Below are 23,863 nucleotides of genomic sequence, written 5' to 3' on the forward strand. Positions count from 1 at the left end.
TGGGGCAAGGCTTGCGGCGAGAGCTTGACCGGAGCGCGCACGACATCCCGGCCGCCTTCCGGCGCGGGCAGGGCTGATGGCGCAGCTGTTCACCCCCGGCGCCGATGCGATCTACCGGCTCGCGCTGATGACCGGCGTCGCCTGCTTGGTCGGGCTGCCGGTGCTGGCCGCCGGGATCGTGCGCTCGAACTACGTCACGGGCGTCGGCGTGGCGCCGGCCCAGCCGGTGCCGTTCAGCCACAAGCACCATTCCGGCGAGCTCGGCATCGATTGCCGCTACTGTCACACCACGGTCGAGAAGGAGGCCACCGCCGGCATCCCGCCGACCCACACCTGCATGACCTGCCACTCGCAGATCTGGACCGGCTCGGACATGCTCAAGCCGGTGCGCGACAGCTACGCGCAGGACAAGCCGCTGGAATGGACGCGGCTGAACAAGCTGCCGCAATACGTCTACTACAACCACTCCGTGCACGTGACGAAGGGGATCGGCTGCTCGACCTGCCACGGCGACGTCACGTCGATGCAGATGACCTACCGGGCCAACGCCTTCGAGATGAAGTTCTGCCTGGACTGTCACCGGGCGCCGGAGAAGTACGTGCGCACCCCCGATCAGGTCTGGAACATGACCTGGAAACCGCCGGCCGATCAGGCGACGCTGGGGCCGAAACTCGTCGCGCAGAACCATATCCGCGGCGGCGCGCGGCTCACCGAGTGCGGGATCTGCCACCGATGACCGGCGCCCCCGACCTCGCGACCCTTCGTGAAAAACTCAGCCGCGGCGACGGCCCGCGCTTCTGGCGCAGCCTCGACGCCGTGGCCGACAGCCCGGAGTTTCGCGCCTATCTCGCCGCCGAGTTCCCCTCGGCCTCCCGGCTCGCCGCGGCGCCCGAGCGGCGCGGCTTCCTGAAGCTGATGGCGGCCTCGTTCGCGCTCGGCGGACTCACGGCCTGCGGCGCGGGCGGCGGCCGCGACTACGAGGTGCCCTACGTCAACCAGCCCGAGCGGATCGTGCCGGGGACGGACCTCTCCTACGCGTCCTCGTCCGTCTTCGACGGGTTCGGCAACGGCGTGCTGGTCACCACCCGCAACGGACGGCCGCTCAAGATCGAGGGCAATCCCGACCATCCCTGGAGCCGCGGCGGCACGGACGTGATGGCCCAGGCCTCGGTGCTCGGCCTCTACGATCCGTTTCGGTCGCAGGCGGTGCAGCATCTTGGCCGGCCGAGTTCCTGGGCGGCCTTCCGATCGGATCTGCAGGCGCAGTTGCCGGCGTGGCGCGAGAACCGGGGCGAGGGCCTCGCCCTGCTCACCGGCCCGGTGACCTCGCCCACGCTGGCGGCGCAGATCGCGCGGCTGCGGGCCGCCTACCCGGCTTTGCGCTGGCATGTCGGCGCCGGCGCGGCGCGCGACGGGCTCTACGAGGGCGCCCGCCGGGCCTTTGGCCGGCCGCTGGAGACGATCCCGGCGTTCGACCGGGCGCGCACCATCGTGGCGCTCGACGGGGACTTCCTCGACCTCGGCCCGGGCCAAGTCGGCCTGTCCCGGCGCTGGATCGATGCGCGGCGGGCCGCCTACGCGGATGGGCGCCTCCTTACGCTCCACGCCGCCGCCCCGACGCCGACGCTCACCAGCGCCAAGGCCGATCACGGCGTCGTGGTGCCGGCCGGACGCCTCGAGGACCTCGCCCGGGACCTCCTCGGCATGGCCGGTGGCGGTGCTGCGCCGGGGGGCGACGATCCCGTCGCCCGCTGGGCGCGGGAGGCCGGCAAGGCCCTCGCGGAGGCCCGGGGCGCCGGGATCGTCACGGCGGGCCTGACGGCGGGCCCGGACCTGCACGACCTCGTCCACCGCCTGAACGGCGCGCTCGGCAATACCGGCGCGACCCTGCAGCACCTTGAGCCCGCCGCGGAACAGGGGGCCGGCACGCTGGCGGAGCTGTCCGAGGCGATGGAGCGCGGCGCGGTCAAGGCGTTGATCGTGCTCGCCGCAAACCCGGTCTACGACGCGCCGGGCGCCCTCGACTTCGCGGCCCGGATGGAGCGGGTGCCGCTCAAGATCCATGCCGGGCTCTACTACGACGAGACCGGTGCCCACGCCGACTGGCACCTGCCGATCGCGCATCCGCTCGAATCCTGGGGTGACGTGCGCTCCCTCGACGGGACCGTGGGGTTGATCCAGCCGACCATCGCGCCGCTCTACAACGGGCGTACGCTGCCGCAGATGCTGGCCTTCCTGTCGGGCGGCGACGATGCCGAGGACGCGCTGGCCCTCGTCAAGGCGCGCTGGCGCAGCGATGGGGAAGACGAGGCCGCCTTTGAGGCCCGCTTCTCGGAGGCCCTGCGCCGGGGCTTCTGGGCGGACAGCGCGCGGCCGGCAGAGACCGTGGCGCTGACGCAGGACGCCGCCCCTGCCCCCGCGCCTGCCCCGCCCGCCGGCGGGATCGAGGTGCTGTTCCGCCCCGATCCCACGCTCTGGGACGGCGCCCATGCCGACCTCGCCTGGCTTCAGGAACTGCCGAAGCCCCTGACCAAGGTGGTCTGGGAGAACGTGATCGCGGTGAGCCCCCGGCTCGCCGAGCGCGAGGGCCTCGCCACCGGCGACGTCCTGCGGATCGAGGCGGCGGGCCGCGCGGTCGAGGGCCCGGCCTGGATCCTGCCGGGCCAGGCCGACGACACGGTGACCCTCACCCTAGGCTACGGCCGGGACGCGCCGGACCACCTGTCGCGCGGCCTCGGCTACGATGCCGGGCCCCTCCGGCCGGTGGGTACGCCCTGGCGGCTCGCAGGGGCGCGGCTGTCGAAGACCGGGCGGCGCAGCATGCCGGTCACCACCCAGCACCTCGGCACGATGGAGGGCCAGGATCTCGTCCGCGTGCAGGCGCTCGGCGCCGCGCCGGTGGGCGACCCGAAGGGCGCACCGAGTCCGGCCTCGTTCTATGCAGCCCCGGAGAGCCAGGATCGCTGGGTCGCGGCGCAATGGGGCATGGCGATCGACCTCGACGCCTGCACCGGCTGCAACGCCTGCGTCACCGCCTGTCAGGCAGAGAACAACATCCCGGTGGTCGGCCGCGAGGAGGTCGCGCTGGGGCGCTGGATGGGCTGGCTGCGGATCGACCGCTACTACGCGGGCGAACTCGATGCCCCGACCACGCACTTCCAGCCGGTGCCCTGCATGCATTGCGAGCAGGCGCCCTGCGAACTCGGCTGTCCCGTGGAGGCGACGCTCCACGACAGCGAAGGGCTGAACCTGCAGGTCTACAACCGCTGCGTCGGGACCCGGACCTGCCAGAGCTACTGCCCCTACAAGGTCCGCCGGTTCAACTACCTCGACTATACCGGCGGCATGACCCCGGTGGAGCAGCAGCAGCGCAACCCCGAGGTCACCGTCCGCGCCCGCGGCGTGATGGAGAAGTGCACCTACTGCATCCAGCGGATCACGGCGGCGCGGATCGCGTCCGCCAAGGACGACCACGCCCCGATCCCGGACGGCGCCGTCGAGACCGCCTGCCAGGGCGCCTGCCCGACCCGGGCGATCACCTTCGGCAACGTCGCCGACCCGGGCAGCCAGGTCTCGGCCGCCCGCCGGGATCCCCGGGAATACGCGCTGCTCGGCCACCTGAACACGCGGCCGCGCACCACCTACCTCGCCGGGCTCGCGCCCGCCGCGGAACCCGGCGGACGGGAGGGCTGAGCATGGCCGGTTCTGTCACGGGCGGCCCCCTGATCCGGCCGGACGAGACCCTGCAGGGCATCGGCGGCACCGTCACGGCGATCCCGCTGACCCATCCGGGCAACCGGCGCTGGTGGATCGCCTTCGCGGGGGCGGCGGCGCTGCTCGGCCTGTTCCTGCTGACCCTCGGCTACCTGCTCGCCGCGGGGCCCGGTATCTGGGGCAACAACAACGCCGTCGTCTGGGCGCTCGACATCGCGAGCTACGATTGGTGGATCGGCGTCGCCTCCGGCAGCCTGCTGGTCTCGGCCGTGCTGCTCCTGCTCGGGGCCGAGTGGCGCGGGGCGGTCAACCGGGTGGCCGAGACCCTGGCGCTCATCGCCACCGCGTCGGCCGGGCTCTACCCGATCATCCATCTCGGGCGGCCGTGGTTCTTCTTCTGGAACCTGCCCTACCCCAACACCTACGACCTCTGGCCGCAATTCCGCTCGCCGCTCCTCTGGGACGCGATCGACATCGTGGCGTTCCTGGTGATCTGCGTGAGCCTGTGGTTCATCGGCCTGCTGCCGGACCTCGCGACCCTGCGCGACCGCGCCCAGGTCGAGGCGATGCGTCAGGCCGACGCCAAGGCGCCGACCCGCAAGATCGCCCTGCTGCGCGCCCAGGTCTACGGCATCGTCGCCTCGGGCTGGCGCGGCTCGGCGGCCCATTGGCAGATCTGGGTCCAGGCCTACCGGACGGTGGCTCTGCTCGGCGTTCTGCTGGTGGTCTCGGTCCAGACCGGCGCCTCGGTGATGCTGGCGGGCTCGCTGATGCCGGGCTGGCACAGCACGCTCCTGCCGGTGAGCTTCCTCGTCAACGCGGTCTATTCCGGCGTCGGCGTCACGGCGGTGATCGTGATGCTGATCCGCCTCGTCTACGGCCTCGACGCCCTGGTGACGCCCCGCCACCTCGACGTGCTGGGCCGCCTGCTCCTCTGCCTCGGCTGTGCCAGCGCCTATTGCTACGCCGCCGAGTATTTCGACACCTTCCTCAACGGCGACGCCCAGGCGCGCGGCGTCCTGGCCCGGCGCATGACCGGCGACCACGCCCTGGTCTCGTGGACGGCGATCCTCAGCCTCGTCCTGCCGGCGCAGATCCTGTGGTCGGCCCGGGCCCGGACGGCACCGCTGGCGCTGGCGGCGGTTGGGCTGCTCGTCGCCATCGGCGCCTATGCCGACCACGTCATGGTCCTCGTCGTGACCCTGTCGCAGGATTTCCTGCCCTCCTCGCGGTTGCCCTACGGGGTCGACATCTGGGGTATCGCCACCTTCGCGGGCTCCGTCGGCCTGTTCCTGACCCTGCTGCTGCTGTTCCTGCGCTACCTGCCGGCGGTCTCGATCGTCGAGAGCCGCCGCCTCGCCCTGACGGAGGCCCCGGCGGTTCAGGACGCCGCACGCGCCGCCGCCGCCCGGACCGCCGCCGGGCCGGAGGAGAACCCGACCGAGGCGCCCCTGTGGGGTGTGGCGGCGAGCTTCGCCAGTCAGGGCGACCTCGCGGCCGCGCTCAAGGCCGTGTCGGGGATCGGCCCGGACCACGTCCATCTCGACGGGCACGGGCCCGTGCCGATGACCCGGACCCTGCGGCCGCTCGGGCTAGAGGGCCGCTCGATCCTGCCCTACGCGCTCGCCGGGGCGCTCCTCGGTGGCGCGGGCTTCTACGGGATGTGCGTCTACGCCACGGCCTACGACTACGTGTTCCTGATCGGCGGGCGCCCGCGCCTGTCCTGGCCCTCCTTCGTGGTGCCGAGCATCTCGTTCGCGATGATGGCGGGCTGCGTGGCGATCCACCTCGCGCTGCTCGTGCTCAACCGCCTGCCGCGGCTGAACCATCCGGCCTTCAACATCCCGGGCTTCCTGCGCGCCTCGGACGACCGCTTCTTCCTGACCGCCGAGGCGCGCGACGATCGCTTCGACGCGGCCCGCATCGAGCGGCGGCTCGCCGGCCTGCCGGCCGAGGCCGGGCGCCCCCTTGAGATCCGGCGGATCCCGCGATGAAGGCCGCCCTCCCCTTGATCCTCATCGCCCTGGCACCGCTGGCCGCTTGCGACAAGGCCGACATGGCCGATCAGGCCCGGGCCAAGACCTGGGACAAGAACCCGTTCTTCCCGCGTGAGATCACCATGCGCCAGCCGGTGGCCGGCACCGTGCCGCGGCGCGATCCCGCGCAGCCCGCGCCGCAGCCGCAGCGTGTCAGCCGGGACCTGCTCGACCGGGGGCAGCAGCGCTACGCGGTGTTCTGCACCCCCTGCCACGGCCAGGACGGGCGGGGGCAGGGCATGATCGTCGCCCGCGGCTTCCCGCATGCCGGCGACCTCACGGGCGAGGACCTGCGCAAGGCCTCCGCGACCGAGCTCTACGATGCGATCTCGAACGGCCGGAAGGCGATGTTCGGCATGGCGCAGATGATCCCCTCCGCCGACCGCTGGGCGATCGTCGCCTATGTCCGCGCCCTCCAGCTCGGCCAGGATGCCCCGGTGGCGCGCCTGCCGGAGCCGGACCGGGCCCGGCTGGAGGCGGCGCGATGAGGCGCCCTGCCCTGCTCGGCCTCGCGGGCCTCGTCCTCCTGGCCCTCTGCCTGCTCGCGGGGGGCTGGCGCGGGGCGATGGCCTCGTATCTCGCGGCCTGGCTCGTGCTCCTCGCCCTGCCGGTCGGCGCCCTGCCGGTGGTCATCGTGGCCGAACGCTTCGGCAAGCGGGTCCGCGAGCGCGGCGGCGTCGAGATGCTGGCGGGTCTGCGCCGTCTGATGGCGCTGATGCCGGTGGCCGTGCTCCTGTCGCTGCCGGTGCTGGCCGCCGCCGGCCTGCTCTACCCCTGGTCCGGCGCGCCCGCCCATACGCCGCTCGCCGCGATCTGGTTCACGGCGCCGTTCTTCGTGGCCCGGGTGATCGCCTATCTCGCCGCCTGGACCTGGCTGTCGCTGCGCTTCGCCCGGCCCTTCGACGCCCCCGGCGAGAGCCGGACCGTCCCGGCGGTGGGGCTCCACGCGGTGATCGGCACGCTGTTCGTCACCGACGTGATCGCCTCCCTCGATCCGCGCCTCGACTCCACCCTGTTGGGCCTGCTGGTGATGACCGCCTGGAGCGGCCTCGCCTTCGCGGCGGCGATCCTGCTCGCCTGGGAGGAGCCCGAGCCCGTGGGCCGCGGCCGCACCGCGCCGGGGCGCGGCCGGCTGGTGCCCCTCGTGGTGCTGCTCGGCCTGTGGGCCTACATGCACTTCGTGCAGTTCCTGATCGTCTGGTCGGCGAACCTGCCGCCGGAGGTGTCGTGGTACTTCGCCCGCGGCGGCTGGCTCGGGCGGGCGCTGTCGATCGTGGCGGGCGCCCTCGTGGTGCTGGCCGGCCTCGCGACCCTGCGGCCGGGCCGCCCGACCACCCGGATCCTGGCCGGGGCGGCGCTCGCCGTGCACGCCGTGGAGATGTTCTGGCTCGTCACGCCGGCGATCCGCGACCGGTTCGTGATCCGCCCGAGCGACGTGCTGGCCGCCGGCGGCGTGGCCTGCCTCGCCGCCGCCCTGCGGCCGTTCCTGCGGCCGCGGGCCGACCGGGCGGCCTCGGCGGCACGGCGCGCCGGGAGGCCGGCATGAGCGGCGGTCCCGCTGGCCTGATCCCGGCGATCCTGGCCGGGCTGACCCTGCGCGGCAGCGGCCTCTTCACCGGACGCCCGCCGCGCCCGCCCGCCAACACGCAGCGGGATCCCAACGATCCCGGGCACGAGACGCGGGACGTCAACGTCCGCAACACCGCCCTGGTCATGGCCGGGCTCGCCCTCACGGCCCTGGCGGTGATCGGCACCATGATCTGGCTGATGAGCACCTTCGCGGCGAGCCAGCGCCGGGCGCTCCCGGCGCTCACCCCCCAGCAGACCGCCCGCCTCGCGCCGCCGCCCCCGAACCTGCAGGCCAACCCCTATGCCGATATCGACCGTGAGCGCGCGGCGTCCGAGGCACGGCTCGCCGGCTACGGCTACCGGGACGAGGCCCATACCCGCGCCCGCATCCCGATCGGCCGCGCCATGGAGTTGACCGTCGGCCGCTCCCTCGAACCGGCGGAGCCCACTGCGCGATGACGCCGAGCCACGAATCCCTCCAGCTCTGGCCGGCCGCGGTCTCCGCCACGGCGACCGAGACCGACCTGCTCATCCTGGCCTTCACGGTGCTGACGCTGCTGCTCACCGTGCCGGTCTTCGTGGCGATCACCTATTTCGCCCTGCGCTACCGCGAGGGCTCGGAGGCGGACCGCAGCCCGTCGGGCATCCGCTCGAACCTGATCGAGATCAGCTGGATGCTGATCCCGTTCCTGCTGACGCTGATCTTCTTCGTCTGGGGGGCGCGGCTCTACATCCATTCGCGGAATGCGCCCCCCGATGCCATGGTGGTCGAGGCGATCGGCCGGCAATGGATGTGGAAGTTCCAGCATCCGACGGGGCAGGCGGAGATCAACAACCTGCACCTGCCGATCGGCCAGCCGATCCGTCTGCACATCATCAGCCAGGACGTGATCCACGCCCTCTACCTGCCGGCCGTGCGCCTGCAGGTCGCCGCCCTGCCCGACCGCTACACCGACCTGTGGTTCAAGGCGGACAAGACCGGCACCTATCATCTCTACTGCTCGGAATATTGCGGCACCGACCATTCGGTCATGGGCGGCGAGGTCACCTTCATGAACCCGGGCGACTATCAGGAGTGGCTGACCCACGCGGGCGCCCAGCAGGGCAAGGTCGCGGCGGGCCGCGCCCTCTACGAGGCCTATGGCTGCGCCGGCTGCCACGAGCCCGGCTCCGCCGTGAAGGCGCCGAGCCTCGCGGGCCTGTACGGGAGCCCCGTGAAGCTCGCCGACGGCCGCACCGTCACGGCCGACGAGGGCTGGCTGCGCGAAAAGATCCTCAACCCGAACGGCGACCGGCTCGCCGGCGGGGGCAAGCAGATCATGCCCAGCTTCGCCGGCCGAATCCCGGCGGATGAACTCACGACGCTGATCGACTTCCTCAAATCCTATTCGAGTCCGGCCGCCGGTAAGGCTGCCGACGCGACACCGGCAGGGTCGACACGATGAGCGCATCGGGCAGCATCGGCGGCACCGCCCGCCGCGAACCCCACGCCCCGGAATCGACGATCGGGCGCAAGGCCGATTATCTGCATGCGGAATCGACCCTGCGCTCGTGGTTCCTCACCACCGATCACAAGCGCATCGCCCTGCTCTACCTCGCCTCGATCACCGGCTTCTTCGTGATCGGAGCGGTCGCAGCGGGCGTGGTGCGCCTCGCGCTGGTCGTGCCGAACGGCGCGATCATGACCAACGACACCTACAACAAGGCCTTCACCATCCACGGCGTGGTGATGGTGTGGTTCTTCCTGATCCCGTCGATCCCCGCGACCTTCGGCAACTTCCTGATCCCCCTCATGATCGGGGCCAAGGACCTCGCCTTTCCGAAGCTCAACCTGACGAGCTGGTACGTGTTCATGGCGGGCGCCCTGTTCACCCTGGTCTCGGTGGTGCTGGGCGGGGTCGATACCGGCTGGACCTTCTACGCCCCGCTCTCCACGGCGTTCTCCAACACCTGGGTGCTGCCGGCGCTGATCGGCGTGACCATCGTGGGCTTCTCGTCGATCCTCACGGGGCTCAACTTCGTGGTCACGATCCACACCATGCGGGCGCCCGGCATGACGTGGTTCAAGCTGCCGATCTTCGTCTGGGCGCATTACGCCACCAGCCTGATCTTCCTGCTGGCGACGCCCGTGATCACGACCGCGCTGATCCTGCTGATCGCGGAGCGCGCCTTCCATGTCGGCGTGTTCGACCCGGCCTATGGCGGCGACCCGGTGCTGTTCCAGCACCTGTTCTGGTTCTACTCGCACCCGGCCGTGTACATCATGGTCCTGCCCGGCATGGGGGTGATCTCCGAGATCGTCCCGGCCTTCGCGCAGAAGAAGCTGTTCGGCTACCGCTTCGTCGCCTACGCGTCGATCGGGCTCGCCTCGGTGACCTTCTTCGTCTGGGGCCACCACATGTTCGTCAACGGCCAGAGCGACCTGGCCTCGCTGGTGTTCTCGGCCCTGTCCTTCGCGGTGGCGGTGCCCTCGGCCGTAAAGGTCTACAACTGGACCGCCACGATCCATAAGGGATCACTGCGGCTCGACACGCCGATGCTCTACGCGATGGGCTATATCGGCTTGTTCGTGCTCGGCGGGCTCACCGGCCTCTACCTCGCGACGCTGGCGATCAACCAGCACATCCACGCGACCTACTTCGTGGTCGCGCATTTCCACTACATCATGGTCGGCGGCACGGTGCTGGCGTTCCTCGGCGGCCTGCACTTCTGGTGGCCCAAATTCACCGGCCGGATGTACAGCGAGCCCTGGGGCCGGGTCTCGGCGCTGCTGATCTTCCTCGGCTTCAACGTGACGTTCTTCCCGCAATTCATCCTCGGCTACCTCGGGATGCCGCGGCGTTACGCGACCTATCCGGCCGAGTTCCAGCTCCTCAACGTCCTGTCCTCGGCCGGCGCCACGATCCTGGCCGCGGGCTACATCTTCCCGATGCTCTACCTGGTCTATTCCCTGTGGTTCGGCCGCAAGGCACCCGCCAACCCGTGGAACGCCAAGGGGCTCGAATGGGAGACCGCTTCCCCGCCCCCGACCCATAATTTCCTCACACCCCCCGAGGTGCCGCGCATCCCCTACGACTACCCGATCCAGGCCAAGGAATCCCGGGACCAGCACGGATGAGCGAGGGGTTGGCCGACGGCGTCGGGATCGTTCGCGCCGAGCATTTCGAGAGCGTGGCGCAGCAGCGCGAGGCGGCGACCCTCGGCATCTGGGCATGGCTGATCACCGAATTGCTGCTGTTCTCGGCCCTGTTCCTGGTAGCTCTGATCACCAGGATCCAGCACCCCGAGGCGACGGTCGCGGCGGCCAAGCATCTCAAGTTCTGGATCGGCGCCACCAACACGGTGGTGCTGATCTGCTCCAGCCTGACCATGTCGATGGCGATCGAATTCTCGCGCATGGGCTGGCAGCGCGCCATGGTGCGGGCGATGCTGGCGACCGCGGCGCTGGGCGGCCTGTTCCTCGTGCTGAAGGGCTACGAGTACTATGCCGACTGGGCCGAGCACATGATGCCGTTCCTGGCCGACCGGCCCTTCGCGCTGGCCGAGACGCCGGCCGCGCGGCTGTTCGTGAACCTCTACTACGTCGCCACGATCCTGCACGCCGTGCACCTGTTCACCGGCATCGCGCTGCTGCTCGGCATGACCTGGATGGCCGCCAAGGCCGGGTTCCTGTCCCGCCACCAGAACTGGATCGAGGTCTACGGCCTGTACTGGCACTTCATCGATCTGGTCTGGATCCTGGCCTTCCCGATCCTTTACGTGGTGAACCGGTAGGATGCGCAATCCGCTCGCCACCCTGAGCACCGACGACCGCGCCCTCCTGCGCAAACGCCTGCGCACGCCGGTGCTGACCTTCCTGGCCCTGCTCGCCCTGCTCGCCGTCAACGTGACGCTCGGCGCCACCCTGCCCTTCGCGCAGGTCTGGATCGTCGAACTCGCCGTCGTCGCCGTGATGGTGGCGCTGATCCTGCTGGTCTCCATGGAGGTGATCCACGAGCCGCCGCTGATCCGGCTGTTCTCGGGGCTCGGCTTCTTCTGGGTCGCCATCATGGTCGGGATGACGCTCACCGACTATCTCGCACGGTAACGGCTGAGCGGAGGCCAGAGATGACCGCATTCGGAGAAGGACTGGTCGAAGCCGCCCAGCAGGCCCTGGCCATCGCCCGCGGTGAGGCACAGCCAGGGACCTAACGCGTTCACGGCTCACCAAACCTTGATGTGAAGGCCGTTCGTTTAGGGCTCGGTTTCACGCAGGCCGAGTTCGCGGCCCGCTTCGGCTTTCCGATCGGGATCCTCCGCGCCCTCGAACAAGGCCGCGCCCAGCCGGATACGCCGATGCGAGCCTACCTGACGGTGATCCGGCACGACGCCGCCGCGGTGCTCCGGGCCCTGGATCATGCTCAGGAAGCGCGCTGAAACGTCGGTTGTCCCAAAGATCGAACGCATCTAAATCCGCTCGTCCGCACCTGTGGCGCGCGGCGGAAAGTGGGAGACCATGTGCGAACTGCTCGGCATGAGCGCCAACGTGCCGACCGACATCCGCTTCTCCTTCGCGGGCCTCGCCCGGCGCGGCGGCGACACCGGGCCCCATGCCGACGGCTGGGGCATCAGCTTCTACGACGGGCGGACCTGCCGCAGCTTCCACGAGCCGGAGCCGAGCGCCCGCTCGCAGCTCGCCCGCCTCCTGCGGGACATGCCGATCAAGAGCCGGATCGTCGTCGCCCATGTCCGCAAGGCCAACCGCGGCCGGGTCAGCCTCGAGAACACGCACCCGTTCGCCCGGGAATTGTGGGGCCGCCGCTGGACCTTCGCGCATAACGGCCAGCTCAAGGGCGTGAAAAGGCTGCCGCTCGGCGGCTTCATGCCGATCGGCTCCACCGACAGCGAGCACGCCTTCTGCTGGATGCTCGGACGCCTGCAGAACCGCTACAAGGCCCTGCCCCGGCCCGGGGCCCTCGACCGGGCGGTGGCCGACCTTGCGGGCGAGTTGCACGGGCTCGGCGTGTTCAACATGCTGCTGACCGACAGCCGCACCCTCTACGCCCATTGCGGCAAGAGCCTCTGCTACCTCACCCGCCGCGCCCCCTTCGGCAAGGCCACCCTGATCGACGAGGATTGGCAGGTCGATTTCGCCCGGGAGACCACCGAGCACGACATCGTCACCGTCATCGCCACGAAGGCGCTGACCCGGGACGAGAGCTGGACCGACCTCGCCCGCGGCGACGTCTTGACCCTGCGGGACGGGACGATCCGTCTGTTGAGACCGGCCAACTTAGCTTAAGTGTGTTTTGGCTGAGGGTGCATGCCTGCGCCCGATGCGTTAGAACGCCGGTAACAGGAGCGCAGCGGCCGGACCTTTGCCCGGGTTCAAGCCGGCAAGCGATCCGCCTCGATCCTGTCGGGATCACCGGTCGAGCCACGATGAGTTGACGAGCGCGATACGCATGACCCGCGACGACACCGACACCGTCCTGTCCCAGGAGGACGCGACTCGGGATGGCCGCCCGAACCTGAATGCCGGCATCCGCACGCATCTCGGCGAGCATCTGCGCACCGTCTACGAGCGGATCGGCGAGGAGACGCTCCCGTCCCGCTTCGGCGACCTGATCGAACAGCTCGAGGCGGCTCTCCGCGCCCGGGGCGAGGCGATCGAGCCGGAATTCCGCAACGGGCTGCTGGCCGCCGTTCCGTCCCTGCGCGCCTTCGCGCTGTCGTTGACCTCGAATCCCGCCCGGTCCGACGACCTCGTCCAGGACACCCTGCTCAAGGGCTGGCAGCACCGCGCCCGGTTCCAGCCGGGCACCAACCTGAACGCGTGGCTGTTCACGATCCTGCGCAACATCTTCTACTCGGATCACCGCAAGCGGGTCCGCGAGGTAGAGGATCAGGACGGGTCCTACGCGGCGCGCCTCGCCACCGCCCCGCACCAGGGCGACCGGCTCGACGTCGAGGATCTGCAATCGGCGCTCGCCAAGCTGCCGCCGGACCAGCGCGAGGCCCTGGTGCTGGTCGGCGCGGAGGGCGTCTCCTACGAGGAGGCGGCCACGATCATGGGCTGCAAGGTCGGCACCGTGAAGAGCCGCGTCAGCCGCGCCCGGGGCCGCCTGGCGGAGCTGCTCGGCTACGACGAGGAGGATCTCGGCTCCGACCGGTTCATCCAGTCGGCGATGCCCAAGGACGCGTGAGGCCCGGACCGTAAGGCCACGTTAGCCCTCGGCCCCCGTCCGCAAAAAGGGATGCATCCGATTCCGGGTATCGGGCGTTACCGGCCCGAGCTTCGCCGCGTGACCGCGGCGGAACGCCACGGAACGGAGCAATCCCGTATGACCATCAAGACCCTCATCGCCGCCTCGGCCCTCGTCCTGTCGCTGCCGCTGGCCGCCCAGGCCCAGGGCACCATCCCGGGTGCCGAGCGCGGCGCGGCCGCGGGTGCCGATGCGGCCGGCCCGATCGGCGGGATCGTCGGCGGCGCCGTCGGTGCGGCCACCGGTACGGTGGGCGGCATCCTCGGCGTCGACATGGCGCCGCGCTTCCGCAGCTATGTCCGCGAGCGCAACGTCCGCTCGTACGATTACGACGGCCGCGTCGCCGTCGGCTCGACCCTGCCGTCCGCGGGCGTGACCTACTACGACGTCCCGAGCGAGTACCGCGTGCAGCCGGGCTACCGCTACACGGTGGTGAACGACCGTCCGGTGCTGGTCGATCGCGGCCACCGGATCGTCGAGGTCATCGACTAATCCCACGGGCCGATCTCGTATCGGCCCCTGGGACCCCGGAGCCCTGTGCTCCGGGGTCCCCCACTTGATGCTGCCGTCGGCGCAACGCTTCATCCGACCGGCCGTTGATCAGCGGATCGACCCGCGAGGCGACCATGAACGACAATCCCCTAGAGCCCGGCTCTCATGAACCCGGCGCCGTGTTGCCCGAGCCGGTGCGCGACCATCTCGGCCAGCAACTCCGCGGCGTCCTGCCGGTGGAGGCCGACAAGCCCCGATTCCTCGGCGACGATTCCGTGCCGGAGGTGTTCGAGCCGCAGATCCGCCGACTCGAGACGCGGCTGAAGACCCACGAGGAGGGCACGGAGGCGGTGGGCCAGGCCCTCGACCAGATCCTCGATGCCTTCGGCGTCAAGCCGGAGGAGCCGGGCTCGCGCGGGACCTGAGGGTTTCAGACCCGCGGCTTCGCGGCCAGGAGGTCGCGGATCTCCGAGAGCAGCTTCACGTCGGCCGGGATAGCCTCCGGCTCCTTGGGCTGCGCGGTCTGCAGGCGGTTCATCGCCCGGATCACGAGGAACAGCACGAAGGCCACGATCACGAAGTTCAGCGTCAAGGTCAGGAACTGGCCGTAGCCGATGACCGCGCCCTGCTTCTTGGCGTCCATGTAGGGCAGGCCGGCCTGCACCTTGGACGAGAGCGGAATGTAGTAGTTCGAGAAATCGAGCCCGCCGGTGACCGCACCGATCACCGGCATGAAGACGTCCTGGACCGCTGAATTGACGATCGCCCCGAAGGCGGCGCCGATGATCACGCCGACCGCGAGATCGACCACGTTTCCGCGCAGCGCGAATTTCTTGAACTCGTCAAGCATCGTCGAATCCCCCTCGCCGGACATGGCCAAGGTAGGGGATTATTCGGCGACGGCCAGCGGTTATTCCGCTGTTGCGGTGGCGGGCGGTTCCCCTGCTACCGCGACGGACCGCTCCTCGGCACCCACGGCCGGCTCCGCCTTGAGACGGCGGCGGTACTGCGCGGCGACGACCGGGATGGTCAGGAGATACCCTCCGCTCACCGCCACCAGGGCCTCGAACGGGTAGCTGATCAGGATCCCGAAGGCCGCCACGCCGAACAGGAAGATCGGCAGCACGAGGCTGCGCGGCACCCGCTTGCCCATGGTCTTGCCCGAGTAGGTCGGGACCGTGGAGACAACCAGCAGGGCGATGCACAGCACGTAGATCAGGATCGCGGGCGCCGCCCAGCGCTCCAGGCCGAAGCCGAGGAAGTGCAGGTAGAGCGGCAGCATCGCGGTCAGCGCGCCGGCCGGGGCCGGCATGCCGACGAAGAAATCCTTCTTCCAGTCCGGCCGGTTCGGATCGTCCAGCATCGCGTTGAACCGGGCGAGCCGCAGCGCCATCGCGATGGCGAAGATCAGCGCCACGATCCAGCCCACCGACTTCAGGTGGAACAGCACGAAGCCGTAGAGGATCAGCGCCGGGGCGCAGCCGAAATTCACGAAGTCGGCGAGCGAATCGAGTTCCGCCCCGAAGCGCGAGGTGCCCTTGAGCAACCGCGCCACCCGCCCGTCGATGCCGTCGAGCACGCCCGCCACCACCACGGCGATGACCGCGGGCTCGAACTTGCCCTCGAAGGCGAGGCGGATCGCGGTCAGCCCGAGGCAGAGCGCCATCAGGGTGATCATGTTGGGCGCGATCATCCGGAACGGCACCGGCTTGAATCGGCGCGGGCGCGGCTCGTTCGGATCGGGCTCGAAGGGCGGGAAGAGATCGTCCATAGGGTCAGATCCGCTTGAACACCCGATCCGGGCCGCCGCCGAGATCGGCCAGCACCGTCTCGCCGGCCACAGCCTTCTGGCCGAGCCCGACCAGCACGGTCGCGCCCGCCGGCAGATAGACGTCGACCCGGGAGCCGAAGCGGATCAGTCCGAATCGCTCGCCGACGCCCAGCACGTCGCCCGCGGAGACGAACCCGACGATGCGCCGGGCCACCAGCCCCGCGATCTGCACCACGCCGACGCGCTTCGGCGCGCCGGCATGAGTCGTCTCGATCACCATGCCGTTGCGCTCGTTGTCGTCGCTCGCCTTGTCGAGCTCGGCGTTGAGGAACAGGCCGGGCGTGTAGTGGATCTGGCCGATCCGCCCCGAGACCGGCGCGCGGTTCACGTGGCAATCGAACACGTTCATGAACACGGAGACGCGCAGGGTGGGGACCTGCGGCAGGTCGAGTTCAGGCGGCGGCAGGACGGTGGCGATCAGGTTGACGCGCCCGTCGGCCGGCGAGACCACGAGCCCGTCGGCCACGGGGGTGACGCGCTCGGGATCGCGGAAGAAGTAGCAGACCCAGAGGGTGAGGATCAGGAAGATCCAGCCGAAGAACTGGGAGAAGGTGCCGGCCAGCACGGTCAGCACGATGCCGATCAGGATGAAGGGATAGCCCTCCTTGTGAATCGGCACGAGCGTCCGGCGGATCGTCTCGATGAGGTCGGTCATTCTGTGGGGGCTCGAGGATCAGGGCTCTGCCGGGCGGATGGCAGCCTGCCGGTCCGGCGTCAACTTATCTCGGGCAAGGCTGGGTGTCGCGGTCAGGACAGGGGCTGCCGGGAGGCGTGACGGAAGCGGCGCACGATGATCGCGTCCCGGCCGATCGAATAGTCCACGAGATAGGGATAGGTCCCAAGCGGAAACCGGCGGATGTGCCGCACGCTGGTTCCGTGTCCCATGAACGGATGGGCTTCCAAGAGGGTCGTCACCACGAGCAGGCGCTCTCGCAATCCCCGGGCGGCCTCCAGGGACTGCGCAGCCAGGTAGTCAAGCGCGGCCTCGACTTGCCGCGCCGCCGTGAGGGTATACCGAACGCTCACGGTCCATGTTTCGCCCAGATGGCGCGGATCTGTTCGTCCGTCGCGAACTCGCCGCGTGCCACTTCCGCATCCGACGCCGCAAGGTCCGCCTCCTCCTCCGGCGTCAGCTGGTACACCGGTTTGTCCGCCTCACCCGCGAACAGCAACAGCATGCGGGCGGCATCGTCCTGCAGGGTGTCGGGGAGCGCGCGGACGCACGCGATGGCTCGTTCCAGAAGCTCGGTCATGGCGCCATGATACACGCCGCCGGTTCGGACGGAAGTCATCGGCGGATCGTCTCTCTCGGGTCGGTCATGGCTCTCTCGGACGCGCGTTATCGTCCCCACCCGCCTTTCGGCGCCGGGGGAATGGCCCAAGCTATATCCAGCGAGGCAACAGGATCATCATCTTGCTGTGCGGCGGCGACAAGGGCTCGCAGGCTCGCGATATCCGTGAGGCCAAGCGCTTGGCGAAGGAGATATGACCATGGCCCTGGAGACGTTCCCCTACGATACCGCCGAGCATCTGAAGACGCCGGAGCATATCGCGGCATATCTGGAAGCCGTGTTGGAAGATAACGATCCGGCTCTGCTGAGTCATGCCCTCGGTGCGGCCGCACGCGCGCGTGGGATGATACAGATCGCGCAGGAGACAGGCCGCTCCCGCGAGCAGCTCTACCGGACCCTCTCGGAGAAGGGGAACCCGCAGCTCGACACGCTGATGGGCGTGCTCAAGGCCATCGGTCTGCGCCTGAGCGTGAAGCCGATCGAGACCGAGGCCTGAGCCGGCTCCTCCCGCCCCCTACTCCGCGGCCGCCGTCTCCGGCACGCCCGCGCGTCCGGTTCGCACCGGCACCACTGGCGCGTCGGCGCGCTGGAGCACCTCGAGCGCCGCGTCGGCCTCGCGCTGGCGGTCCCAGAGCGCCGCGTAGACGCCCCCAGCCTCCAGCAACTCGGCATGGGTGCCGCGCTCCACGATGCGGCCGTGGTCGAGCACCAGGATCGCGTCGGCGTTCACCACCGTCGACAGCCGGTGGGCGATCACCAGGGTGGTGCGGCCGCGGCTGACCCGGTCCAAAGCCGCCTGGATCTCGGCCTCGGTGAAGCTGTCGAGCGCCGAGGTCGCCTCGTCGAGCACGAGGATCGGCGGCGCCTTCAGGATCGTGCGCGCGATGGCGACCCGCTGCTTCTCGCCGCCCGAGAGTTTCAGGCCGCGCTCGCCGACCGGGGTGTCGTAGCCCTCCGGCAGGCTCGACACGAACCCATCGATCTGGGCGAGCCGGGCGGCCTCGCGCAGCTCGGCCTCGGTGGCGTCGGCCCGGCCGTAGCGGATGTTGTAGCCGATCGTGTCGTTGAACAGCACGGTGTCCTGCGGGACCATGCCGATCGCCGCCCGCAGGGATTCCTGTGTCACCGCGGCGATGTCCTGCCCGTCGATGCCGATCCGGCCGCCCTGCGGCTCGTAGAACCGGAACAGCAGGCGCGAGAGGGTCGACTTGCCGGCCCCTGAGGGCCCCACCACCGCCACCGTCTGGCCCGCCGGGATCTCGAAGGAGACGCCGCGCAGGATCGGCCGTTCGGGATTGTAGGCGAAGCGAACATCCTCGAACCGCACCGTGCCGCCCGCGACGTGTAACGGCGCCGCCCCCGGCCGGTCGGCGATCTCGGGGTTCTGCCCGAGGATGCGGAACATGTCGTCGATGTCGATCAACGCCTGTTTGATCTCGCGATAGATCATGCCCATGAAGTTCAAGGGCATCGAGAGCTGCACCAGCATGGTGTTGGCCAGCACGAAGCCGCCGATCGTGGTGCGCCCGGCCAGGATGTCGCGCGCGGCGAGCCACATCACGGCGGTCATGCCCAGCGTGAAGATCACCGCCTGCCCGGCATTGAGCACCGCCAGCGACACGTAGGTCTGGGTCGAGGCCTTTTCGTACTTGGCCATCGACACGTCGTAACGGGCGGCCTCCCGCTGCTCCGCGCCGAAATACTTCACCGTCTCATAGTTGAGCAGCGAATCGACCGCCTTGGTGTTGGCGTCGGTATCCGACGCGTTCATCCGGCGGCGGATCGCGATCCGCCACTCGGTCGCCTTGTAGGTGAAGGCCAGATAGGCCGCGACCGTCGCGAAGGCGGTCGCCGCGTAGGTCCAGCTGAACTCGTAGGCCAGCACGCCGAGCACAAGCACGAACTCGACGATGGTCGGCACCAGCGTCAGCACCATCAGGCGCGACAATTCCTCGATGCCGGAACGGCCGCGCTCCAGCACCCGGGTCAGGCCGCCGGTCTTGCGCTCCAGGTGGAAGCGCAGGGACAGGCGATGCATGTGCTCGAAGGTCTGGAGCGCCAGCCGCCGCACCGCATGCATCGCCACCTTGGCGAACAGCCCGTCGCGCATCTGGGTCAGCGCCGACATGGCGATCCGCGAGACGCCGTAGAGGGCGATCAGCAGCATCGGTGCGGCGAGGAGGCCCGTCGGCACCGGCGCATCCTTGCCCCCGATGGCCGCGACCAGCGCGTCGGTGATCCACTTGAAGGTGAACGGCGTCACCATGGTCACCAGCTTGGCGGCGAGCAGCAGGCCGAACGCCAGGAACACCCGGCGCTGCAGGTCCGGCCGCCCGTGCGGCCAGAGATGCGGCCAGAGCCGGCGGTAGGTGGCGATCAAGCCTGGGCGCTCGGCAGAAAGACCCCCAGCCTGGGGCGTCGGCCCGGCCGGGGGCGCGTTCGTGTCGGTCATGAAGGATTCTGCGGGGCGGGGTGTCGTGTACCCCGCATATAGGCCCGTGGCGGCGCGGGATCACCCGCGCTGCGTGCAGGGCACCGCGTCACGCTTGCCAGAACGGCTTTCGGATCTCGGCGCGCAGGCGCCACGGATCCAGGCCGGCCTCGCGGATCTGCTCGGGATGCAGGGCGGCGAGCGACCGGCGGTTGCGCAGCCGCATCAGCCAGAGGCGCAGCAGGGCAGGACCGGAAGCGGGACGATCGACGGCGGGGGAGCGGGTCAGCGTGAGGGCGGGCATCAGGAAAGATCCGGTGGCGGTTGGGCAGTCCGGCCGGGATTGCGGGGGCAGCATTGATCCGATACAGATCTCGGATCAATCGAAACATTGACCTCGGAGCAATCATGGGATCGGCGGATTTCCGGTCCGTCGCCGACGCGATCGCCGCCGACATCGCGGCCGGCCGGCTCCCGCCCGGGGCGAAGCTGCCGCCGCAGCGCGACTTCGCGTACGCGCAGGGCATCGCGGTCTCGACGTCGAGCCGGGTCTATGCGGAACTGGGCCGCCGGGGCCTCGTGACCGGCGAGGTCGGGCGGGGCACCTATGTCCGGTCCGCACCGGGCCGGAACGGGCTGCTCCAGCCGGAGCCGCCGCCCGCGGCGATCGATCTGCAGCGAACCCATTCGCGGCTGCCCGAGCAGGAGGCCGTGCTGGCCGAGACGCTCGCGGCGCTCGCCGGCGAGGGTGGCGCGATGGCGTTCGGCCAGTACGGGCCCGCGGGGACACCGCAGGCGCAGGCGATCGCGGCGGCATTCCTCGCCCGGGACGGCCACAGTCCCGACCCCGCCGACATCCTGTTCACCGGCAACGGGCGGCAGGCGCTCGCGGCGGCGCTCGCCGCGCTGGCGGCGCCGGGTGAGCGGATCGCCTGCGAGCCCCTGACCTACCCGATGGTGAAGGCGATCGCGGCCCGGCTCGGGATCACGCTGGTGCCGGTCGCCATGGATGCCGAGGGGATGTGCCCCGACGCGCTGCTCCAAGCCCACCGGGCGAACCCGCTGAGCGGGGTCTACCTCCAGCCGACCCTCCAGAATCCGCTGGGCGCCACGATGGGGCCGGGCCGGCGCTCCGCCCTCGCCGCAATGCTCACGCAGACCAGGCTGACCGCCATCGAGGATGCGGTCTACGGCTTCCTCGCGGATGCCCGTCCGCTGGCCTGTCTCGCGCCCGACCGGGTGATCCTGGTGGACAGCCTGTCCAAGCGGGTGATGCCCTCGCTGACGCTCGGCCTCGTGGCGGCGCCCCCACCCCTGACCGACCGGCTCGCCGCCTCGATCCGCCAGGGCGCCTGGACGGCCCTCGGCCTGGCGCTCGCCGCCGGCATGCACTGGATGGCGGGGGGCTCGGCCACCGCGCTGGCCGCGGTCAAGCGCCGGGACGCGGCGGCCCGGCAGGTGATCGCCCGGGCGGCGCTCGCCGATCTGCGGGTGGTGGGCGACAGCCGTGCCTATCACCTGTGGCTGGAACTGCCCGAGACGTGGCGGGCGGAGGCTTTTGCGGCGGCGGCCCTGCGCCAGGGTATCGCGCTGATCCCGGCCCCGGCCTTCGCGGTCGCCCCCGGCCACGCGCCGAACGCGGTCCGCTTGGCCCTGGCGGTGCCGTCGCACGATGACCTGGCCGCGGCCCTGCGCCGGCTGCGCCGGCTGGCCTTCGCGGGGGACGATCAGGTGGTGGAGTGAGGGGCGTTCAACCGCGCTTGTCGGCCGGCAGCACGAAGATCTGGCCCGGATAGATCAGGTCGGGATTGCGGATCTGGGTCTGGTTGGCGTCGTAGATCACCGTGTAGCGCTCGCCGCGGCCGTAGGTGCGCTGGCTGATCCGCCAGAGGTTGTCGCCGCGGGTGATCTTCGCCGTGCTGATCTCCGGCACGTAGACCGCGCCGTCGGCGCTCGCCTCCGCCGGGGTGCTCCGGGCCTCGGCCGGACCCGGCGCCACCGCGGCGGGGGTTTGCGGCTCAGGCCGTCCGGGCATCGCCTTCGTGCTGCCCGTCCCGCCATCCGTCGCGCTGCCTGGCCGCGCGCCTTGAGCGCCGCCCGGCCCTGCACCCCGACCCAGGCCGGGGCCGACGCCCTGCCCGGTCGATCGGGCTCCGTTCGCGGAGGGGCCCGAGGCGCGGTTCGCGGCAGGGTTCGGAATGGTGCCCTGGGCATGGCCCGGGATGGTCGCCGCCTGGGAGCCGGCGGTATCACGCGCGGCGATCCGGGTCGGCTCGGCCACGGACAGCGGCACCTCGGCGCGGGTTTCGACTTTGCCGGTGGCCGGGTCGATCTGGTCGATCCGCACCTGATACTGGCCGGGCTTCACGCCGCGCCCGATCGTGAAGCTCGCCCGCCCGTCCGGGCCGACGCGGCCGGGGGCGATCAGCGTGTCGTTGAGGTAGAGCCGGATCGCCGCGCCGGGGGTGCCGGTCGCCGTGACGAACAGCCGCCCGTTCTCCTGCACGTCCACGCTCGCGATCCGGGTCGGCTGTCCCGGCCCCGCGGCGCCGGGCGATGCCGCGGCGGCGGACTTGGCATCGGCTTTGGCGCCCGGCTGCGACAGAACCACGGTTGCCGCGTCCGGGGCGGTCAGGGCAACGAGCGGCTGGCGGTCGCGCCCGGGGGCGACCTCGACCGCCACGCTCTGCTCCGACTCGGCCGCCCGCCCGTCCTTGCCGGTCATGCGCAGCCGGATCTGGCTCGATCCCGCGGGCAGGGCCGGCGGCACCATGGCGAATTGTCCCCCCTCGTCGGCGGTCGCCCGGGCCACCGGCTTGCCGTTGACCAGCATCTCGACGACGGCGTTCGGCGCACCCTGGCCGGCCACCACGGCATCGCCGTTCGGCTCGACCCGGACGATGTCGAAGCGCGGCACCGCGGCGGCCGGCTTGCCGGATCCGGCCGCGCGGGCGGGGTCCGCTGGGGCGTCGGCCCGGGGCAGGCCCGCACCCGCACCCGGCTTGCCGTCGCGGGATGGGTCCTGGCGCAAGGCAAGCGCGCCGGGATCGGTCAACGACTGCGCGGCGTTCTCCGGCGTGCCGCGGCCGGTCAACTGGCGCAGCGACTCCCCGCCGAACAGGGCCGCCACGAGCCCGAGGCCACCGAGGAGGCCGACGAGCGCCAGGGCGAGACTGCGCCGCACCTGTCCCGACATCGCCAACCTGAGCCTCCCTCGATCTCGCTCGCCGTGCGGGAAAAACCGTCGACGGAACACGGCATAATACCGTACATGGTGCCGACACCAAGCCGTCCCGCCGCCCCGGCGGGTGAATCCCCCGCGACTTCAGCAGTTTGGCCCTTGGACCGATCGGCGCGGGGCATGTCTCGGACGGCTCGCAACAGACGCGCGAGGGAGGGCGCCGGATGGCCCCGGTGAGGACAGTCTGTGTCTATTGCGGCTCCGGCTTCGGGCGGGACCCCGCCTTCCGCGCGGCCGCCGAGGTGCTCGGGACGGCCATCGCGCAGGCCGGGATGCGCCTCGTCTATGGCGGCGGCGATGTCGGCCTGATGGGCGCGGTGGCGCGCGCCGCGCTCGAAGCCGGCGGCCACGTCACCGGCATCATCCCGGATTTCCTCCAGGCGCGCGAGCACATGCTGGCGGACATTCAGGAGACCGTGGTGGTGCCCGACATGCACACCCGCAAGCGCCTGATGTTCGAGCGCTCGGACGCCTTCGTGACCCTGCCGGGCGGCATCGGCACCCTGGAGGAGCTGGTCGAGCAGCTGACCTGGGCGCAGCTCGGGCGCCATCGCAAGCCGGTGGTGCTGGTCTCGGTGGCGGCGTTCTGGGCGCCGCTGCTCGCTTTGTTCGAGCACATGCGCGGCCACGGCTTCATCCGCGAAGGGCTCGACCTGAGCTACCTCGTCACAGGCGAGGCGGCCGAGGTGGTGCCCCTCCTGCGCGAGGCCGGCCACGAGCCCGATCCCGAGGCCGAAACGGTGGTCAAAGAGCGGATGTGACGGGGGCGCTCGCTTCTTCACCCGCAAGGCTTGCGGGGATCCACATTGTCTATGCTCGGATCCGGAAAGCGCGCGGATCCGCTTCTATGCCCCCTTGCGGGCTAACGGATCCACACTTCTCTGCCGAACACCAAGCCCTTGAACAACGAGCGCGTTTCTCCTCCCCCTTGTGGGGCGGGGTCAGGGGTGGGGGTGGTTCAGGAACACGCGTGACGGTGCCTTCTGCGCCACCCCCACCTCCAGCTCCTCCC

General features: G+C 70.6%; 26 protein-coding genes and 1 pseudogene. 19 read left to right on the forward strand and 8 right to left on the reverse strand.

All coding sequences use genetic code 11. The annotated features are described in order from the left end of the window. Positions 1-76: 76 nt before the first annotated feature. The 15 genes from OXS27_RS00920 (at position 77) to OXS27_RS00990 (ending at position 14,481) form a co-directional block, all read left to right on the forward strand. Complete coding sequence (locus tag OXS27_RS00920; protein ID WP_243926000.1) at positions 77-736, forward strand: cytochrome c3 family protein; 660 nt, start codon at positions 77-79, stop codon at positions 734-736. Next, entirely contained in the window at positions 733-3,693 is a 2,961-nt protein-coding gene (locus OXS27_RS00925; protein ID WP_267353622.1) for a TAT-variant-translocated molybdopterin oxidoreductase, read from the forward strand. The genes OXS27_RS00920 and OXS27_RS00925 overlap by 4 nt, the downstream gene beginning before the upstream one ends. 2 nt (positions 3,694-3,695) lie before the next feature. Then, positions 3,696-5,708 (forward strand): quinol:electron acceptor oxidoreductase subunit ActD, encoded by a 2,013-nt coding sequence (locus OXS27_RS00930; RefSeq protein ID WP_267353624.1) that lies wholly within the window; start codon positions 3,696-3,698, stop codon positions 5,706-5,708. Then, complete coding sequence (locus tag OXS27_RS00935; protein WP_267353626.1) at positions 5,705-6,238, forward strand: cytochrome c; 534 nt, start codon at positions 5,705-5,707, stop codon at positions 6,236-6,238. The genes OXS27_RS00930 and OXS27_RS00935 overlap by 4 nt, the downstream gene beginning before the upstream one ends. Further along, positions 6,235-7,296: a hypothetical protein gene (locus tag OXS27_RS00940; RefSeq protein WP_267353628.1), complete on the forward strand. Its 1,062-nt coding sequence runs from the start codon at positions 6,235-6,237 to the stop codon at positions 7,294-7,296. Before OXS27_RS00935 ends, OXS27_RS00940 begins: the two co-directional genes overlap by 4 nt. After that, on the forward strand, positions 7,293-7,778 hold the full coding sequence (locus OXS27_RS00945) for a hypothetical protein (protein WP_243925990.1): 486 nt from the start codon (positions 7,293-7,295) through the stop codon (positions 7,776-7,778). Before OXS27_RS00940 ends, OXS27_RS00945 begins: the two co-directional genes overlap by 4 nt. Continuing rightward, positions 7,775-8,764, forward strand: a complete 990-nt coding sequence (coxB, locus tag OXS27_RS00950) for a cytochrome c oxidase subunit II (protein WP_243925988.1) — start codon at positions 7,775-7,777, stop codon at positions 8,762-8,764. Before OXS27_RS00945 ends, coxB begins: the two co-directional genes overlap by 4 nt. Continuing rightward, a complete protein-coding gene (locus tag OXS27_RS00955) occupies positions 8,761-10,437 on the forward strand; it encodes a cbb3-type cytochrome c oxidase subunit I (RefSeq protein WP_243925987.1) in 1,677 nt (558 codons plus the stop codon). The genes coxB and OXS27_RS00955 overlap by 4 nt, the downstream gene beginning before the upstream one ends. Then, positions 10,434-11,093, forward strand: coding sequence for a cytochrome c oxidase subunit 3 (locus OXS27_RS00960; RefSeq protein WP_243925985.1), 660 nt, complete (start codon positions 10,434-10,436; stop codon positions 11,091-11,093). Before OXS27_RS00955 ends, OXS27_RS00960 begins: the two co-directional genes overlap by 4 nt. 1 nt (position 11,094) lies before the next feature. Then, positions 11,095-11,406, forward strand: a complete 312-nt coding sequence (locus OXS27_RS00965) for an oxidase (protein WP_243925983.1) — start codon at positions 11,095-11,097, stop codon at positions 11,404-11,406. A gap of 131 nt (positions 11,407-11,537) precedes the next feature. Then, positions 11,538-11,735, forward strand: coding sequence for a hypothetical protein (locus OXS27_RS00970; protein ID WP_267353633.1), 198 nt, complete (start codon positions 11,538-11,540; stop codon positions 11,733-11,735). A gap of 79 nt (positions 11,736-11,814) precedes the next feature. Continuing rightward, positions 11,815-12,600: a class II glutamine amidotransferase gene (locus tag OXS27_RS00975; RefSeq protein ID WP_243925979.1), complete on the forward strand. Its 786-nt coding sequence runs from the start codon at positions 11,815-11,817 to the stop codon at positions 12,598-12,600. 163 nt (positions 12,601-12,763) lie between these two features. After that, the gene (locus OXS27_RS00980) at positions 12,764-13,504 is read left to right on the forward strand and encodes a NepR family anti-sigma factor (RefSeq protein ID WP_243925977.1); all 741 of its coding nucleotides are present in this window, start codon (positions 12,764-12,766) and stop codon (positions 13,502-13,504) included. Positions 13,505-13,642: 138 nt separating this feature from the next. Continuing rightward, complete coding sequence (locus OXS27_RS00985; protein ID WP_243925975.1) at positions 13,643-14,056, forward strand: DUF1236 domain-containing protein; 414 nt, start codon at positions 13,643-13,645, stop codon at positions 14,054-14,056. 134 nt (positions 14,057-14,190) lie between these two features. Continuing rightward, positions 14,191-14,481, forward strand: coding sequence for a hypothetical protein (locus OXS27_RS00990; protein WP_243925973.1), 291 nt, complete (start codon positions 14,191-14,193; stop codon positions 14,479-14,481). A gap of 5 nt (positions 14,482-14,486) precedes the next feature. Here OXS27_RS00990 and mscL read toward each other — a convergent pair whose 3' ends face one another. The 5 genes from mscL to OXS27_RS01015 all read right to left on the reverse strand — a co-directional run bounded on the left by mscL (position 14,487) and on the right by OXS27_RS01015 (position 17,140). Further along, complete coding sequence (gene mscL / locus OXS27_RS00995; RefSeq protein ID WP_243925972.1) at positions 14,487-14,906, reverse strand: large conductance mechanosensitive channel protein MscL; 420 nt, start codon at positions 14,904-14,906, stop codon at positions 14,487-14,489. A 60-nt stretch (positions 14,907-14,966) separates the two neighbouring features. Next, complete coding sequence (locus OXS27_RS01000) at positions 14,967-15,827, reverse strand: phosphatidylcholine/phosphatidylserine synthase (RefSeq protein WP_267353637.1); 861 nt, start codon at positions 15,825-15,827, stop codon at positions 14,967-14,969. 4 nt (positions 15,828-15,831) lie between these two features. Beyond that, positions 15,832-16,542: a phosphatidylserine decarboxylase gene (locus OXS27_RS01005; RefSeq protein ID WP_243925968.1), complete on the reverse strand. Its 711-nt coding sequence runs from the start codon at positions 16,540-16,542 to the stop codon at positions 15,832-15,834. A 92-nt stretch (positions 16,543-16,634) separates the two neighbouring features. Continuing rightward, positions 16,635-16,913, reverse strand: a complete 279-nt coding sequence (locus OXS27_RS01010; RefSeq protein WP_267353639.1) for a type II toxin-antitoxin system RelE/ParE family toxin — start codon at positions 16,911-16,913, stop codon at positions 16,635-16,637. Next, complete coding sequence (locus OXS27_RS01015) at positions 16,910-17,140, reverse strand: hypothetical protein (RefSeq protein WP_267353641.1); 231 nt, start codon at positions 17,138-17,140, stop codon at positions 16,910-16,912. Before OXS27_RS01015 ends, OXS27_RS01010 begins: the two co-directional genes overlap by 4 nt. 137 nt (positions 17,141-17,277) lie before the next feature. Here OXS27_RS01015 and OXS27_RS01020 point away from each other — a divergent pair. Both OXS27_RS01020 and OXS27_RS01025 read left to right on the forward strand, forming a co-directional pair. After that, positions 17,278-17,376: pseudogene (locus OXS27_RS01020) on the forward strand (type II toxin-antitoxin system RelE/ParE family toxin); the annotation flags it as partial. Positions 17,377-17,378: 2 nt separating this feature from the next. Further along, on the forward strand, positions 17,379-17,675 hold the full coding sequence (locus tag OXS27_RS01025) for an addiction module antidote protein (protein ID WP_267353643.1): 297 nt from the start codon (positions 17,379-17,381) through the stop codon (positions 17,673-17,675). An 18-nt stretch (positions 17,676-17,693) separates the two neighbouring features. Here the strand turns inward: OXS27_RS01025 and OXS27_RS01030 are convergent, their stop codons facing one another. Both OXS27_RS01030 and OXS27_RS01035 read right to left on the reverse strand, forming a co-directional pair. Next, a complete protein-coding gene (locus OXS27_RS01030; RefSeq protein ID WP_243925960.1) occupies positions 17,694-19,631 on the reverse strand; it encodes an ABC transporter ATP-binding protein/permease in 1,938 nt (645 codons plus the stop codon). 88 nt (positions 19,632-19,719) lie between these two features. Continuing rightward, positions 19,720-19,914, reverse strand: a complete 195-nt coding sequence (locus tag OXS27_RS01035; protein WP_267353646.1) for a translation initiation factor IF-2 — start codon at positions 19,912-19,914, stop codon at positions 19,720-19,722. Positions 19,915-20,018: 104 nt separating this feature from the next. Between OXS27_RS01035 and OXS27_RS01040 the strand changes: the two genes are divergently transcribed. Further along, positions 20,019-21,353, forward strand: a complete 1,335-nt coding sequence (locus OXS27_RS01040) for a PLP-dependent aminotransferase family protein (protein WP_267353648.1) — start codon at positions 20,019-20,021, stop codon at positions 21,351-21,353. 7 nt (positions 21,354-21,360) lie between these two features. On the opposite strand, the gene OXS27_RS01045 is transcribed toward OXS27_RS01040, so the two are convergent. Beyond that, the gene (locus OXS27_RS01045; RefSeq protein ID WP_267354266.1) at positions 21,361-22,806 is read right to left on the reverse strand and encodes a LysM peptidoglycan-binding domain-containing protein; all 1,446 of its coding nucleotides are present in this window, start codon (positions 22,804-22,806) and stop codon (positions 21,361-21,363) included. Between the two features lie 209 nt (positions 22,807-23,015). Here OXS27_RS01045 and OXS27_RS01050 point away from each other — a divergent pair, with 209 nt between their 5' ends. Further along, positions 23,016-23,612 carry a TIGR00730 family Rossman fold protein gene (locus OXS27_RS01050; protein WP_267353650.1) on the forward strand — a complete coding sequence of 199 codons (597 nt, stop codon included), beginning with the start codon at positions 23,016-23,018 and terminating at the stop codon, positions 23,610-23,612. The last annotated feature ends 251 nt before the right edge of the window (positions 23,613-23,863 follow it).

The sequence above is a fragment of the Methylobacterium sp. GC_Met_3 genome, assembly GCF_026540775.1.
Lineage (GTDB): Bacteria > Pseudomonadota > Alphaproteobacteria > Rhizobiales > Beijerinckiaceae > Methylobacterium.

What these genes read in the sequence shown, in the direction of transcription:
- OXS27_RS00920 (WP_243926000.1), top strand. Translation starts at nt 77, where the DNA reads ATGGCGCAGCTGTTCACCCCCGGCGCCGATGCGATCTACCGGCTCGCG.
- OXS27_RS00925 (WP_267353622.1), top strand. Translation starts at nt 733, where the DNA reads ATGACCGGCGCCCCCGACCTCGCGACCCTTCGTGAAAAACTCAGCCGC.
- OXS27_RS00930 (WP_267353624.1), top strand. Translation starts at nt 3,696, where the DNA reads ATGGCCGGTTCTGTCACGGGCGGCCCCCTGATCCGGCCGGACGAGACC.
- OXS27_RS00935 (WP_267353626.1), top strand. Translation starts at nt 5,705, where the DNA reads ATGAAGGCCGCCCTCCCCTTGATCCTCATCGCCCTGGCACCGCTGGCC.
- OXS27_RS00940 (WP_267353628.1), top strand. Translation starts at nt 6,235, where the DNA reads ATGAGGCGCCCTGCCCTGCTCGGCCTCGCGGGCCTCGTCCTCCTGGCC.
- OXS27_RS00945 (WP_243925990.1), top strand. Translation starts at nt 7,293, where the DNA reads ATGAGCGGCGGTCCCGCTGGCCTGATCCCGGCGATCCTGGCCGGGCTG.
- coxB (WP_243925988.1), top strand. Translation starts at nt 7,775, where the DNA reads ATGACGCCGAGCCACGAATCCCTCCAGCTCTGGCCGGCCGCGGTCTCC.
- OXS27_RS00955 (WP_243925987.1), top strand. Translation starts at nt 8,761, where the DNA reads ATGAGCGCATCGGGCAGCATCGGCGGCACCGCCCGCCGCGAACCCCAC.
- OXS27_RS00960 (WP_243925985.1), top strand. Translation starts at nt 10,434, where the DNA reads ATGAGCGAGGGGTTGGCCGACGGCGTCGGGATCGTTCGCGCCGAGCAT.
- OXS27_RS00965 (WP_243925983.1), top strand. Translation starts at nt 11,095, where the DNA reads ATGCGCAATCCGCTCGCCACCCTGAGCACCGACGACCGCGCCCTCCTG.
- OXS27_RS00975 (WP_243925979.1), top strand. Translation starts at nt 11,815, where the DNA reads ATGTGCGAACTGCTCGGCATGAGCGCCAACGTGCCGACCGACATCCGC.
- OXS27_RS00980 (WP_243925977.1), top strand. Translation starts at nt 12,764, where the DNA reads ATGACCCGCGACGACACCGACACCGTCCTGTCCCAGGAGGACGCGACT.
- OXS27_RS00985 (WP_243925975.1), top strand. Translation starts at nt 13,643, where the DNA reads ATGACCATCAAGACCCTCATCGCCGCCTCGGCCCTCGTCCTGTCGCTG.
- OXS27_RS00990 (WP_243925973.1), top strand. Translation starts at nt 14,191, where the DNA reads ATGAACGACAATCCCCTAGAGCCCGGCTCTCATGAACCCGGCGCCGTG.
- mscL (WP_243925972.1), bottom strand. Translation starts at nt 14,906, where the DNA reads ATGCTTGACGAGTTCAAGAAATTCGCGCTGCGCGGAAACGTGGTCGAT.
- OXS27_RS01000 (WP_267353637.1), bottom strand. Translation starts at nt 15,827, where the DNA reads ATGGACGATCTCTTCCCGCCCTTCGAGCCCGATCCGAACGAGCCGCGC.
- OXS27_RS01005 (WP_243925968.1), bottom strand. Translation starts at nt 16,542, where the DNA reads ATGACCGACCTCATCGAGACGATCCGCCGGACGCTCGTGCCGATTCAC.
- OXS27_RS01015 (WP_267353641.1), bottom strand. Translation starts at nt 17,140, where the DNA reads ATGACCGAGCTTCTGGAACGAGCCATCGCGTGCGTCCGCGCGCTCCCC.
- OXS27_RS01025 (WP_267353643.1), top strand. Translation starts at nt 17,379, where the DNA reads ATGGCCCTGGAGACGTTCCCCTACGATACCGCCGAGCATCTGAAGACG.
- OXS27_RS01030 (WP_243925960.1), bottom strand. Translation starts at nt 19,631, where the DNA reads ATGACCGACACGAACGCGCCCCCGGCCGGGCCGACGCCCCAGGCTGGG.
- OXS27_RS01035 (WP_267353646.1), bottom strand. Translation starts at nt 19,914, where the DNA reads ATGCCCGCCCTCACGCTGACCCGCTCCCCCGCCGTCGATCGTCCCGCT.
- OXS27_RS01040 (WP_267353648.1), top strand. Translation starts at nt 20,019, where the DNA reads ATGGGATCGGCGGATTTCCGGTCCGTCGCCGACGCGATCGCCGCCGAC.
- OXS27_RS01045 (WP_267354266.1), bottom strand. Translation starts at nt 22,806, where the DNA reads ATGTCGGGACAGGTGCGGCGCAGTCTCGCCCTGGCGCTCGTCGGCCTC.
- OXS27_RS01050 (WP_267353650.1), top strand. Translation starts at nt 23,016, where the DNA reads ATGGCCCCGGTGAGGACAGTCTGTGTCTATTGCGGCTCCGGCTTCGGG.